The organism is Pantoea sp. MHSD4 (genome assembly GCF_021043305.1).
GTDB lineage: Bacteria > Pseudomonadota > Gammaproteobacteria > Enterobacterales > Enterobacteriaceae > Pantoea > Pantoea eucalypti.
Genome location: NZ_JAJNDH010000007.1, coordinates 160,065 through 173,719 on the forward strand (window position 1 = coordinate 160,065; position 13,655 = coordinate 173,719).

At 55.3% G+C, this 13,655-nt stretch carries 12 protein-coding genes, 2 tRNA genes and 1 pseudogene; all 15 read left to right on the top strand.

Going from position 1 to position 13,655, the window contains the following annotated elements:
* The first annotated feature begins 25 nt into the window (after positions 1-25).
* The 15 genes and pseudogenes from trxA to LQK91_RS19160 all read left to right on the top strand — a co-directional run bounded on the left by trxA (position 26) and on the right by LQK91_RS19160 (position 13,640).
* Positions 26-358: a thioredoxin TrxA gene (trxA, locus tag LQK91_RS19090; RefSeq protein ID WP_003851963.1), complete on the top strand. Its 333-nt coding sequence runs from the start codon at positions 26-28 to the stop codon at positions 356-358.
* Between the two features lie 351 nt (positions 359-709).
* The gene (rho, locus tag LQK91_RS19095; protein ID WP_003851960.1) at positions 710-1,969 is read left to right on the top strand and encodes a transcription termination factor Rho; all 1,260 of its coding nucleotides are present in this window, start codon (positions 710-712) and stop codon (positions 1,967-1,969) included.
* A gap of 280 nt (positions 1,970-2,249) precedes the next feature.
* Positions 2,250-3,329: a UDP-N-acetylglucosamine--undecaprenyl-phosphate N-acetylglucosaminephosphotransferase gene (gene wecA, locus LQK91_RS19100; protein ID WP_003851958.1), complete on the top strand. Its 1,080-nt coding sequence runs from the start codon at positions 2,250-2,252 to the stop codon at positions 3,327-3,329.
* A 30-nt stretch (positions 3,330-3,359) separates the two neighbouring features.
* The gene (wzzE, locus tag LQK91_RS19105) at positions 3,360-4,409 is read left to right on the top strand and encodes an ECA polysaccharide chain length modulation protein (protein WP_003851956.1); all 1,050 of its coding nucleotides are present in this window, start codon (positions 3,360-3,362) and stop codon (positions 4,407-4,409) included.
* Positions 4,410-4,419: 10 nt separating this feature from the next.
* Positions 4,420-5,550 carry a non-hydrolyzing UDP-N-acetylglucosamine 2-epimerase gene (gene wecB, locus LQK91_RS19110; RefSeq protein WP_008926425.1) on the top strand — a complete coding sequence of 377 codons (1,131 nt, stop codon included), beginning with the start codon at positions 4,420-4,422 and terminating at the stop codon, positions 5,548-5,550.
* Positions 5,547-6,806: a UDP-N-acetyl-D-mannosamine dehydrogenase gene (wecC, locus tag LQK91_RS19115; protein ID WP_105100006.1), complete on the top strand. Its 1,260-nt coding sequence runs from the start codon at positions 5,547-5,549 to the stop codon at positions 6,804-6,806. The genes wecB and wecC overlap by 4 nt, the downstream gene beginning before the upstream one ends.
* Before the next feature lie 86 nt (positions 6,807-6,892).
* Positions 6,893-7,009: pseudogene (locus LQK91_RS19120) on the top strand (glucose-1-phosphate thymidylyltransferase 2 RmlA2); the annotation flags it as partial.
* Positions 6,987-7,694 (top strand): dTDP-4-amino-4,6-dideoxy-D-galactose acyltransferase, encoded by a 708-nt coding sequence (gene rffC / locus LQK91_RS19125; RefSeq protein WP_003851951.1) that lies wholly within the window; start codon positions 6,987-6,989, stop codon positions 7,692-7,694. The pseudogene LQK91_RS19120 and the gene rffC, both read left to right, overlap by 23 nt.
* Complete coding sequence (rffA, locus tag LQK91_RS19130) at positions 7,681-8,811, top strand: dTDP-4-amino-4,6-dideoxygalactose transaminase (protein ID WP_039658617.1); 1,131 nt, start codon at positions 7,681-7,683, stop codon at positions 8,809-8,811. The genes rffC and rffA overlap by 14 nt, the downstream gene beginning before the upstream one ends.
* Complete coding sequence (wzxE, locus tag LQK91_RS19135) at positions 8,811-10,061, top strand: lipid III flippase WzxE (protein WP_105100007.1); 1,251 nt, start codon at positions 8,811-8,813, stop codon at positions 10,059-10,061. The genes rffA and wzxE overlap by 1 nt, the downstream gene beginning before the upstream one ends.
* Entirely contained in the window at positions 10,058-11,125 is a 1,068-nt protein-coding gene (locus tag LQK91_RS19140) for a TDP-N-acetylfucosamine:lipid II N-acetylfucosaminyltransferase (protein ID WP_105100008.1), read from the top strand. The genes wzxE and LQK91_RS19140 overlap by 4 nt, the downstream gene beginning before the upstream one ends.
* Positions 11,122-12,465: an ECA oligosaccharide polymerase gene (wzyE, locus tag LQK91_RS19145; protein WP_078805041.1), complete on the top strand. Its 1,344-nt coding sequence runs from the start codon at positions 11,122-11,124 to the stop codon at positions 12,463-12,465. Before LQK91_RS19140 ends, wzyE begins: the two co-directional genes overlap by 4 nt.
* A 25-nt stretch (positions 12,466-12,490) precedes the next feature.
* Entirely contained in the window at positions 12,491-13,231 is a 741-nt protein-coding gene (gene wecG, locus LQK91_RS19150) for a lipopolysaccharide N-acetylmannosaminouronosyltransferase (RefSeq protein ID WP_008926433.1), read from the top strand.
* A gap of 158 nt (positions 13,232-13,389) precedes the next feature.
* Positions 13,390-13,466: transfer RNA gene (locus LQK91_RS19155), tRNA-Arg, on the top strand.
* 98 nt (positions 13,467-13,564) lie between these two features.
* Positions 13,565-13,640 (top strand) — tRNA-His (locus LQK91_RS19160).
* Positions 13,641-13,655: the final 15 nt, after the last annotated feature.

Genomic DNA, 13,655 nt, shown 5'->3' on the forward strand with positions numbered 1-13,655 from the left:
CAGGCATAATCTTGTGGAGTAAAACATGAGCAGCGATAAAATCGTTCATCTGACTGATGACAGTTTCGACACCGACGTGCTGAAAGCCGACGGCGTTACACTGGTAGATTTCTGGGCTGAATGGTGTGGTCCTTGCAAAATGATCGCGCCAATCCTTGATGAAGTTGCAGAAGAGTATGATGGCAAGCTGACCATCGCTAAGCTGAATATTGACGATAACCCAGGCACGGCACCGAAGTATGGCATTCGTGGTATCCCGACGCTGCTGCTGTTTAAAAATGGCGAAGTCGCCGCGACCAAAGTGGGCGCGTTGTCTAAAGGCCAGCTGAAAGAGTTCCTGAACGCCAATCTGGCGTAATGCAGGACTGAATGTCTGGCAGTGGTGAATTTATCTCCTGCTGCTGGACGTTCACTTTCAGGCGTGCTAAGTTACCAATACTGCATTACGAACTTACCTTGTAGTTAGCATCTAAAGTTTTCCCTTGTTGAACCCTGTCGCCCTGTACCTTATAAAGGTAGAACGGTTCAGCAATCTTACGGTTAGCTCCAACTCTGGCATCACATTCGGACACCTTCTTGCATACCGATCGCCATTTCATACGATGATCGTCGGGAAGAGCCGAAAAGAGCCATTAACGGCATGGATTAATTGCCATACCACTCACGACAAACATTCCGAGTATTACCCCGAGTTTAAGAACCCATCACTATGAATCTTACCGAATTAAAGAATACGCCGGTTGCTGAGCTGATTACTCTCGGCGAAAATATGGGACTGGAAAACCAGGCTCGTATGCGCAAGCAGGACATTATCTTTTCAATCCTGAAGCAACACGCAAAAAGCGGCGAAGACATCTTCGGTGATGGCGTGCTGGAGATCCTTCAGGATGGATTTGGATTCCTCCGTTCCGGAGACAGCTCCTACCTCGCCGGCCCCGATGATATCTACGTTTCTCCCAGCCAAATCCGCCGTTTCAACCTCCGCACGGGTGACACCATCTCTGGCAAAATCCGTCCACCAAAAGAAGGTGAACGTTATTTTGCGCTGCTGAAAGTTAACGAAGTTAACTACGACAAGCCGGAAAACGCGCGTAATAAGATTCTGTTCGAAAACCTCACGCCGCTGCACGCAAATAAACGTCTGCGTATGGAGCGGGGTAATGGCTCAACGGAAGATTTAACCGCACGCGTACTCGATCTGGCCTCGCCAATCGGTCGTGGTCAGCGTGGTCTGATTGTGGCACCGCCGAAAGCCGGTAAAACCATGCTGCTGCAGAATATCGCGCAGAGCCTGGCGTATAACTACCCGGATTGCGTGCTGATGGTGCTGCTGATCGATGAGCGTCCGGAAGAAGTGACCGAGATGCAGCGTCTGGTGAAAGGCGAAGTTATCGCTTCAACCTTCGATGAGCCAGCTTCACGCCACGTTCAGGTTGCTGAAATGGTGATCGAAAAGGCCAAGCGTCTGGTTGAACACAAGAAAGATGTCATCATCCTGCTCGACTCAATCACACGTCTGGCGCGTGCCTACAACACCGTGGTTCCTGCTTCAGGTAAAGTCCTGACCGGTGGTGTGGATGCCAACGCCCTGCATCGTCCAAAGCGTTTCTTTGGTGCTGCACGTAACGTGGAAGAGGGCGGTAGCCTGACCATCATCGCGACCGCGCTGGTTGATACCGGTTCTAAGATGGACGAAGTGATTTACGAAGAGTTTAAAGGTACCGGTAACATGGAACTGCATCTCGCCCGTAAAATTGCTGAAAAACGCGTCTTCCCGGCGATTGATTACAACCGCTCTGGTACGCGTAAAGAAGAGCTGCTGACCTCTCAGGAAGAGCTGCAGAAGATGTGGATCCTGCGTAAGATTATTCACCCAATGGGCGAAATCGACGCAATGGAGTTCCTCATCAACAAGCTGGCGATGACCAAAACCAATGATGAATTCTTCGACATGATGAAGCGTTCTTAATCCGGGATTGCCAGGCCGAAGCACAGATTCGGCTTTTTTAGTCCAGATGCGCAGAAAATCGACCTTACGCCACGTCTCAACGTGGCGTTTTTCATTTGTGAGCTATAGGATTGAACACTGGCAGGAGCATTTATAATGACTGTGGTAGTGATGGCGAACTTTTGACCGTTCGTCTGTCTCTTAATGCAGAATTCGGAATCCGACACAGCGACCGGCGCGTTTTTTCGCGTATTGTTGTGCGGGATGTTAGCTGAGAGCGTTTAACGTGAATTTACTCACTATGAGTACTGAGCTTGGATTAATTTTTCTCTTTTCCCTGGCTTTCCTCTTTTTTGCTCGAAAAGCAGCTAAAAAAATTGGTTTAGTTGATAAGCCTAACTCACGTAAACGCCATCATGGCGCGATTCCGTTGGTGGGCGGCATTTCTGTGTTCGCAGGTATCTGCTTTACGTTTGCCATCACCAACTATTACTTGCCTCATGCGATGCTCTATCTGGGCTGCGCAGGGGTGCTGGTGCTGGTTGGCGCACTGGATGACCGTTTCGATATCAGCGTCAAATTCCGCGCGGTCGTGCAGGCCATTGTCGCGCTGGTGATGATGTTTGGCGCAAAACTTTATCTGCTCAGCCTGGGCTTTATCGTCGGCCCGTTCGAGCTTATCGTTGGCCCCTTTGGCTATGTGCTGACACTGTTTGCCGTCTGGGCTGCAATCAACGCCTTTAATATGGTGGATGGCATCGATGGTCTGCTGGGCGGCCTCTCCTCCGTCACCTTTGCCGCCATGGGAATCATCCTCTACTTCGATGGCCAGACCAGCCTTGCGATGTGGTGTTTTGCGATGATTGCCGCCACGCTGCCCTATATTCTGCTTAATCTTGGCTTCCTTGGCCGCCGCTTCAAAGTCTTTATGGGTGATGCCGGCAGTACCATGATCGGTTTCACCATTATCTGGATTCTGCTGGAAACAACGCAGGGCCTGAGCCATCCCATTACCCCCGTCACCGCACTCTGGCTTATTGCCATTCCGCTGATGGATATGGTGGCGATTATGTATCGTCGTCTGCGTAAAGGCATGAGCCCGTTCTCGGCTGACCGTCAGCACATCCACCATCTGATCATGCGCGCCGGTTTCACCTCACGTCAGGCCTTTGTGCTGATAACTGTTGCTGCGGCCATCCTTGCCGGGATCGGTGTGCTGGGCGAATATCTGGCGTTCATTCCGGAGTGGGTGATGCTGCTGTTGTTCCTTGGCGCTTTCATGGTTTACGGCTACTGCCTGAAACATGCGTGGCGCGTGGCGCGACGTATCCGGCGCATTAAGCGCCGCCTGAGCCATTACCGCGAAGCAAAAAATAAATGAACCCGATGCTGATTAAAGGATACTTCTTCCATGCCTTCTGACGTTGTGGACAACGAACTGGATATTCGCGGCCTGAGCGGCCGTTTATGGCGTGGCAAACGCTGGATCATCGGGCTGGCACTGCTGTTTGCTCTGGTCGCCTGGCTGGTCACGCTGCTGCTGAAACAGGTCTGGAGCACCACCGCGATCACCGATCGTCCCACGGTGAACATGCTGGGTTCATACTATTCGCAGCAGCAATTCCTGACCAATCTGGATGCGCGCAGCAACACCTTAACCCTGTCAGCACCGTCACCGACAGTGATGGATCAGGTTTATCAGGAGTTCATCATGCAACTCGCGTCGTGGGATACGCGTCGTGAGTTCTGGCAACAGACGGATTACTTCAAGAGCCGCAAAACCGGCAATGCGCATAACGATGCTGCGCTGCTCGACGATATGATCGGCAATATCCTGTTTACGCCTGCTGACGCGGCCCATAACCTGCCCGATAACGTCAAACTCAAAGCGGAAACGGCAGGTGACGCCAATAATTTACTGCGTCAGTACATTGCCTATGCCAGTGAGCGCGCCGCGCGTCATCTGAACGATGAGTTAAAAGGTGCCTGGCGGGTACGTACCGATCAGCTGCAGGCGCAGGTGAAACGTCAGGAAGATGTGGCTAACGCGGTGTTCCAGCGCCAGCAGCATCGGCTGGAGCAGGCGCTGAAGATCGCCAGCCAGCAGGGCATTAATGAGAAGCAGACGCGCGAAGTGGGTGAGAATCTGGCAGACAGCGATCTGTTCCTGCTGGGTCAGCCGGTTTTACAGGGCCAGCTGGATACCCTGCGCGCAACGGGGCCGAGCTTTGATATCAGCTATGATCAGAACAGAGCAATGCTGACCACGCTGCAGGCCGGACCAAAACTGAACAGCAAGTTTCAGACCTACCGTTATCTGCGCACACCGGAAGAGCCGGTATCACGTGACAGTCCGCGACGTCTGTTCATGATGATTATGTGGGGTGCCGTTGGGGCATTAACAGGCGCGGGAGTGGCGCTGGCACGTCGTCCGCGTCTGATGTCAGACACGCATGAGTGAGAGAAACAGTGTGAAAGTTCTGACCGTATTTGGTACTCGTCCCGAAGCGATTAAAATGGCGCCACTGGTTCAGGCGCTGTCGCAGGATCCTGCTTTTGAATCGCGCCTGTGCGTCACCGCACAGCATCGCGAAATGCTCGATCAGGTGTTGCGTCTGTTTAAGCTCGAACCGGATTATGACCTTAATATAATGCGCCCTGAGCAGGGACTGACTGAGATTACCTGTCGCATTTTAGAGGGCATGAAAACCGTCCTGCTCGATTTCAAACCAGACATTGTGCTGGTGCATGGTGACACCACCACAACACTGGCTGCGAGCCTGGCCGCCTTTTATCAGCAAATTCCGGTCGGGCATGTTGAAGCCGGTCTGCGTACCGGCGATCTCGCCTCGCCGTGGCCGGAAGAGGGCAACCGCAAACTCACCGGCCATCTTGCCCGTCTGCACTTCACCCCTACCACCCGCTCGCGTCAGAACCTGTTGCAGGAAAACCTGCCCGATTCGCGCATCATTGTGACCGGCAATACGGTCATTGATGCGCTGCTGTGGGTTCGCGATCGGGTGCTGGATGACTGCAATCTGAATGCACAATTAGCGGCGCGCTATCCCTTTATCGACCCGGATAAGAAACTGGTGCTGGTTACCGGTCACCGGCGTGAAAGCTTTGGCGGCGGTTTTGAGCGTATCTGCAGCGCGCTGGCGCAGATTGCCCGCCAGCACCCTGAGGCGCAGATCGTCTATCCGGTGCACCTCAATCCGAATGTCAGCGAGCCGGTTAATCGGATTCTCAGCGGCATTGAGAATATCATTCTGATTGAACCGCAGGAGTATCTGCCTTTTGTCTGGCTGATGAACCGTGCCTGGCTGATTCTGACCGATTCCGGCGGCATTCAGGAGGAAGCGCCTTCACTGGGTAAACCGGTGCTGGTGATGCGTGACACGACCGAGCGTCCGGAAGCGGTTGATGCGGGTACCGTTAAACTGGTAGGGACGGATATCGACAGGATCGTGGCCAGTGTCAGTGAATTGCTGAGCGACGACGATGCCTGGCAGGCGATGAGTCATGCCCATAATCCGTATGGCGATGGCAAAGCCTGTGGCCGAATTTTACAAGCCTTAAAAGATAACAGAGCTGAATTATGAGTTTTGAAACCATCTCCGTGATTGGACTGGGATACATTGGGCTGCCGACGGCAGCCGTTTTTGCCTCAAAGGGAAAAAAAGTGGTGGGCGTGGATATCAACGCGCGTGCCGTTGAAACCATCAATCGTGGCGCGATCCATATCGTAGAACCCGATTTAGATGAAGTGGTGCATGCGGCGGTTACGCGTGGCGACCTGCGCGCCACCACGCAGCCTGAACCCGCTGACGCTTTTCTGATCGCCGTACCGACGCCGTTCAAAGATGAATATCAGCCCGATCTGCGCTTTGTGAAAGCCGCAGCGGAGTCGATCGCACCGGTTCTGAAGAAGGGCGATCTGGTGATTCTGGAGTCCACCTCACCGGTGGGCAGTACAGAACAGATGGCCGAGTGGCTGGCTGCGGCGCGTCCTGATCTGCGCTTTCCGCAGCACGGTGAGACGCCCGATATTTTTGTCGCCTACTGCCCGGAGCGCGTACTGCCTGGCAAGGTAATGGTTGAGCTGATTAACAACGACCGGGTAATTGGCGGTATGACGCCTGCCTGTTCCGCCCGCGCCAGCGACCTCTACCGGCTGTTTTTAAAAGGTGAATGCGTTGAGACCAACGCCCGCACCGCCGAGATGTGCAAGCTGACGGAAAACAGCTTCCGTGATGTGAATATCGCCTTTGCCAATGAGCTGTCGCTGATTTGTGCCGATCAGGGAATTAACGTCTGGGAACTGATTGCGCTGGCGAATCGTCATCCGCGCGTCAATATTCTGCAACCCGGTCCCGGCGTGGGTGGTCACTGTATCGCCGTCGATCCCTGGTTTATCGTGGCGCAGAATCCTGAACTGGCACGCCTGATCCGCACCGCGCGTGAGGTGAATGACGCCAAGCCGCAGTGGGTGCTGGACCAGGTGAAAACCGCGCTGGCGGATTGCCTGACCCAAACCGGCAAGCGCGCCAGCGAGGTCACTATCGCCTGCTTTGGTCTGGCCTTTAAACCTGACATTGACGACCTGCGCGAGAGCCCGGCCGTGGGCGTGACTCAGAAAATCGCAGAGTGGCACAGTGGCAAGACCTGGGTGGTTGAACCTCACATCGAGCAGCTTGCGGACTCGCTGGCTGATAACGCCGAACTGGTCTCCTGCGAGCAGGCGCTGGCTCAGGCCGATATTCTGGTGATGCTGGTCGATCACCGTGCCTTCCGCGCGATTAACGCCGCCGATGTTCAGCAGAACTGGATTGTCGATACCAAAGGCGTGTGGCGATGAAGCGCTTTTTGATCACGGGCGGTGCCGGTTTTATCGGTTCGGCTCTGGTGCGCTTTATACTGTAGACGGCTGGTAAAACTGGTCCCTGGCGTAACAACTGGCTCAGCGATGACCAGTTGCGCGCCGCGGGTGAAGCGCTGACAAAAACTGGCTATGGCCAATACCTGCTGGATTTATTACATGCCCGTCCACGTCAATATTAATCCCCTTAGCTGGGAGAGCACATTCTTCGGTGTTGATACCGTGCGGCTGGAGCCGCAGGGCGAGACGCCGCTGGAGCAGGCGCTGCGGCATCCCTGTGCACTGATACAGATGAAAGTCGCTGCCAGCGAGACGGCACTGATTGATACGCTGCAGCAGCATCAGTTTCAGCTGGCAGAAGGCGAAGCAGACCTGACGCTGGCGGTTAAAGAGACGGAACGTCAGGCGGGGATTCGCATTGCGCGTGACGCACAAATTCCGCCACTGCGCGATGCCGCATCTCAGCTCTTCAGCCAGAGCCGTTTTCGCGCGCCCTGGTATGCGCCGGACGCCAGCGGTCGCTTCTATGCGCAGTGGATTGAAAATGCGGTGCGCGGCACATTTGACGACCAGTGCCTGGTAGCCAGTGACGCCACCGGTCAGTTGCAGGGTTTTGTTTCGCTGCGCGTGGCAGACGGCGATGCGCGAATCGGTCTGCTGGGCGTGCTGCCTGACGCGCAGGGCCAGGGCGTGGGTCAGCGACTGCTGCTGGCGGCGGCGGACTGGGCACGGGTAAGACAGCTGGCTCAGCTTCGGGTTGCCACCCAGATGAGTAATCTCACGGCGATGCGCCTCTATTTACGCAGCGGTGCCCGGCTCGACAGCACCGCCTACTGGTTTTACAGGAAAGGTCATGATTCCATTTAATGCGCCCCCGATTGTGGGCACAGAAATTGATTATATGCAGTCGGCAATGAACAGCGGAAAGCTGTGCGGTGACGGCGGATTTACCCGTCGCTGTCAGCAGTGGATGGAGCAGCGTTTCGGTAGCAAAAAAGTGCTGCTCACTCCCTCCTGTACCGCTTCGCTGGAGATGGCGGCGCTGTTAATCGATCTGCAGCCCGGCGATGAAGTGATCATGCCGAGCTACACCTTTGTCTCGACCGCTAATGCCTTTGTGCTGCGCGGCGCGCGCATCGTGTTTGTCGATGTGCGCCCGGACACCATGAACATCGATGAAACGCTGATCGAAGCCGCTATCACTGAAAAAACCCGCGCCATTGTGCCAGTGCATTACGCAGGCGTGGCCTGTGAAATGGACACCATTATGGCGCTGGCGGCAAAGCATAAGCTGTTTGTGATCGAAGATGCGGCGCAGGGCGTGATGTCACGCTACAAAGGGCGCGCCCTGGGCACCATTGGTCATATTGGCTGCTTCAGTTTTCACGAAACCAAGAACTACACCGCCGGTGGCGAAGGTGGCGCGACACTCATTAACGACGCCAGCCTGGTCGAGCGCGCCGAGATCGTGCGGGAAAAAGGCACCAACCGCAGCCAGTTCTTCCGGGGTCAGGTCGATAAATATACCTGGCGCGATATGGGGTCGAGCTACCTGATGGCCGATCTGCAGGCGGCCTATCTCTGGGCGCAGCTGGAAGCCGCTGAGCGCATCAACCAGCAGCGGTTACGCATCTGGCAACGTTATTACGACGCACTCCAGCCGCTGGCGGCCCAGGGACGTATCAGCCTGCCGGTGATCCCCGCCAGCTGTGAACACAATGCGCATATGTTTTATATCAAACTGCGCGATCAGGACGATCGCCAGGCGCTGATCAACTGGATGAAAGAAGCTGAGATACTGACGGTGTTCCACTATATTCCGCTGCACAGCTCGCCAGCCGGTGAGCGTTTCTCGCAGTTTGTCGGCGACGATCGCTATACCACGCAGGAAAGCGAACGTCTGCTGCGCCTGCCGCTGTTCTATAACCTGTCCGATAATAATCAGAGCACGGTTATCAGCTCACTGCTGAGCTTCTTTTCCTGATGTCATTGGCCAGAGCCTCAGTGTGGACCGCATCGTCCACGCTGGTAAAAATTGTGGCTGGTCTGCTGGTAGTCAAACTGCTGGCGGTAAGTTTCGGACCCGAGGGTGTCGGCCAGGCGGGGAACTTTCGTCAGCTGATCACCGTGCTGGGTGTGCTGGCGGGCGCGGGCATCTTCAATGGCGTCACCACCTATGTGGCGCAGTATCAACAGCAGCCCGGACAACTGCGCGCGATGGTGGGCACGGCATCCGCTATGGTGCTGGGCTTTTCCGGTGTGCTGGCGCTGCTGTTTCTGCTGGCGGCGTCACCCATCAGCACCGCGCTGTTTGGTCATGATCGCTATCAGGGCGTCATCCGCGCCGTCGCCTTTCTTCAGCTCGGCATCGCCTGGGCCAACTTTACCCTGGCGCTGCTGAAGGGCTATCGCGATGCGCGCGGTAATGCGCTGGCACTGATTCTCGGCAGCCTGACTGGCGTGGCGGGCTATCTGCTCTGCTGGTGGCTGGGTGGCTATCAGGGGGCGCTGATTGGCCTGGCACTGGTGCCGGCCTTGCTGCTGCTGCCGGCGCTACTGATGCTGAAACGCCGCGCACCGCTGCCGCTGAGCTGGCTGCGTCCGCAATGGCACCCTGAGCTGGCGCGTAATCTGGCAAAATATACCCTGATGGCGCTGATCACGGCTGTGACCCTGCCGGTCGCCTGGGTGTTGATGCGTAACCTGCTGGCAGAGCAGGAAGGGTGGGCGCAGGTCGGACTGTGGCAGGGTGTCACCAGCATTTCGGATGCCTATCTGCAGTTTATCACCGCAACCTTTAGCGTCTGGCTGCTGCCGACGCTGGCGCGGCTCGAGAGCAAACGCGACATTGCACGCGAGATTGGCCGTGCACTGCGTTTTGTACTGCCCGCCGTGGCAGTTGCCAGTTTTAGTGTCTGGGTGCTGCGCGATTTCGCCATCAGCCTGTTGTTCTCTGAGGCTTTTCGCGGGATGCGCGATCTTTTCGTCTGGCAGCTGTGCGGTGATGTTTTTAAAGTCGGTGCCTATGTTTTCGGATATCTGGTTATCGCCAAAGCCTCGCTGCGCTTTTATGTTCTCACTGAGATCAGCCAGTTTCTGTTGCTGACGCTGTTCTCACGCTGGTTGATCCCGTTACATGGCGCGACGGGTGCGGCGCAGGCCTATATGTTTACCTATGTGGCTTACTTTGCCCTGTGTTGTGGCGCTTTTATTGTTTACTGCCGGAAAAAATGACTTTAATTCACGTTTTGGGATCTGACATTCCCCACCACAATCTTACGGTGCTGCGCTTTTTCAACGATGTACTCAGCGTTGAGCAGCCCGTGGCTTCGCCACGCCATTTTATGGTAGTAACGCAGCAGCCAGAGAGCCTGGCACCGTTCAGTGCATTGCAGATTGAGTGCTTTACCAGCAAAAAAGCACTGGCGCAGGCGGTGCTGCAGCGGGCCAGACATCGTCAGCAGCGTTTTTTCTGCCACGGTCAGTTTAACCCGTGGATCTGGCTGGCATTACTCAGTGGCAAGTTGCGCCGTTCCCAAATCTTCTGGCATGTCTGGGGTGCCGATCTCTATGAAGATTCACGCAGCCTGAAGTTTCGCCTGTTCTATCTGGTTCGCCGGCTAGCACAGGGACGCGTTGCTCAGGTTTTTGCGACCCGTGGCGACCTGCATCACTACCAGCAGCGTCATCGCAGGGTGCCGGGTTCACTGCTCTATTTCCCGACCCGAATGCCCGCCGCCGCTGTTGAGTCTGATCCCGCAGAGCCGTTTACGCTGCTGCTGGGCAACTCCGGCGATCCGAGTAACCGGCACATTGAAGGCTTAAAAGCGATTCGCGCGCAGTTTGGCACACAGGTGCGTATCGAGGTGCCGCTGGGCTATCCGCCAGGCAACGAGGCGTACATCAGTGAGATTCAGGCTGCAGCAGAGACACTGTTCCCGGACGGGCAGGTGAATCTGATGCGTGAAAATCTGGCGTTTGATGATTATTTAGCGCTCCTGGCGCGCTGTCATGTCGGCTATTTTATGTTTGAACGTCAGCAGGGAGTGGGAACACTTTGTCTGCTGATCCAGGCCAACGTGCCGTTTATCCTGACCCGCAAAAATCCGTTCTGGCGTGATGTGGCTGAGCAGCAGCTTCCGGTATTGTTCAGCGAAGATACGCTGTCGCCTGCGGTGATTGCCGAGGCACGCCGCCAGCTGATGAGCTGTGATAAACAGGCGATCGCCTTTTTTGCGCCGGGGTATCTCGCAGGCTGGCGGGCCGCGTTACAGCTCAGCGAAGGGGAGTTGTCATGAGTCTTATGCAGTTTGGCGGCCTGCTGGTGGTCTATATGCTGTCGCTGGTTTTTATTCTGACCCTGACCTGGCGGGAGTTTAAGCGCGTCCGTTTTAACTTCCATCTGTTCTTCACACTGCTGTTCTTACTGACCTTTTACTTCGGCTTCCCACTGACCTCGGTGCTGGTGTTTCGCTTTAATGTTGAGGTGGTGCCGGTCGAGAATCTGCTGGAGGCGTTGCTGTCAGCGACGGCGTTTTACGCCATTTATTACGTCAGTTATAAAGTGCGGCTGAAGCCCGCCAGTGCGCCACCGGCGAAGCCCTGGCTGCAGATGAATCGGGTTGAAACGCACCTGACCTGCGTGATTCTGGCGCTGGTGGCGCTGGGAACCGTCACTGTGTTTTTCATTCACAACGGTTTTCTGCTGTTCCGCCTGACTGCCTATAACCAGATCTTCTCCAGTGAAGTCTCGGGGGTGGCGCTTAAGCGCTTCTTCTACTTCTTTATTCCGGCGATGTTGATCCCCTATTTTCTGAGCCCGACGCGCCGCAACTGGCTGCTGTTCCTGGTGGTAACAGTGGCCTTTGGTTTGCTGACCTACGCACTGGTGGGCGGCACCCGCGCCAATATCATTATTGCTTTTGCCCTGTTCCTGTTCATCGGGATCACCCGTGGCTGGATCACTCTGTGGATGCTGGCAACAGCGGGCGTACTGGCAATTGCGGGGATGTTCTGGCTGGCGCTGCGCCGCTATAACCTCGACGTAATGGGCGATGAAGCGTTTTATACCTTCCTCTATCTGACGCGTGATACGTTCTCACCGTGGGAGAATCTGGCTCTTCTGCTGGATAACTACGCCCGCATTGAGTTCCAGGGTCTGGCGCCGCTGTGGCGTGATTTCTACGTTTTCATTCCGACCTGGCTCTGGCCGGATCGGCCGCTGGCGGTGTTAAACAGTGCGAACTACTTCACCTGGGAAGTGCTGAATAACCATTCTGGCCTGGCGATTTCTCCCACATTAATTGGATCGCTGGTGGTGATGGGCGGCGTCTGGGCGATTCCAGTTGGTGCTGTCGCGGTAGGGATGATTATCAAAGCCTTTGATGCGATCTATCAGCGTGGCTGCCTTGAGACCAATCGCTACACCGGCGCCATCCTGCAAAGCTTCTGTTTTGGCGCGGTATTTAACATGATTGTGCTGGCCCGCGAAGGTCTTGATGCGTTCGGTTCTCGCGTGGTGTTTTTCTGCATCATTTTTGCTGCCTGTCTGGGCATAGCTAAATTACTTTTCTGGTTACTGGATCGCGCAGGTTTGATTCGCGACCGCAGCAGGCGGGTGTTGCACAGCCCGCTCTGATTAACCTCTGGGATTGACGGAAGATATGACAACGTTAACTGAGACGCCGCAGTACCGGATTCGCGGCGTTGATTTGTATGGCTTCGAAAACATGCCGTCGGCGGTGAATTTTCTGATGCCGCCGCAGCGCGTTCGCAGCGGTATTTTAGTAGCGATCAATGCAGAGAAGATTCTGACCGCTGAGCGGGATGAGGGATTACGCACGCTGTTAGCGCAGGCTGAATATGCGTATGCCGATGGCATCAGTATTGTGCGGTCGATTCGTAAAAAATATCCGCAGGCGTCGGTGCAGCGCATTGCGGGAGCAGATTTATGGGAAGCGTTGATGGAGCGCGCCGGGCGTGAAGGGACGCCGGTGTTTCTTATCGGTGGTCGCCAGCGGGTGCTGGATGAAACCTGTGATAAGTTACGCCGCCAGTGGAATGTGAATATTGTTGGCGCGCAGGATGGCTATTTTGCGCCAGCCGATCAGGATGCGCTGTTTGCCCGGATTGCGGCTAGCGGTGCGAAGCTCGTCACTGTAGCGCTGGGATCGCCACGTCAGGAGCTGCTGATGCTGGCGTGCCGTGCGCACTGTCCTGATGCGCTCTACATGGGCGTAGGCGGAACCTACGATGTTTTTACCGGTCATGTAAAGCGCGCCCCTAAAATCTGGCAGCGACTGGGGCTGGAGTGGCTCTATCGTCTGATTCGACAACCGAGCCGCCTGCGCAGGCAATTAAAACTGCTTAAATATTTGCGCTACCACTGGCGCGGCGATCTCTGATATTGCTGATAAATGCCGCATTTTTAGGCATTGTGAGAGAGGAAATGCACTATTTGTCGAGAAAGTGCACAAAGCGTAATCAAACGCGTCTTTTTATTTAAAAAGCACTAGACACGATGGGCGCTTATCTCTAGTATGCACATCCGCAACGGCGCTACGCGCCCGTAGCTCAGCTGGATAGAGCGCTGCCCTCCGGAGGCAGAGGTCTCAGGTTCGAATCCTGTCGGGCGCGCCATATCGTTTGTGCGCATGAGCTTCGGTGGTTGATTTACCGCGGTTGGCAGTAGAGATTTAAATGCTGCAGGTTTTAAATCTGTGACATTAAGAATTGTGGTGGCTATAGCTCAGTTGGTAGAGCCCTGGATTGTGATTCCAGTTGTCGTGGGTTCGAGTCCCATTAGCCACCCCAGATTTTGCTGGGAAA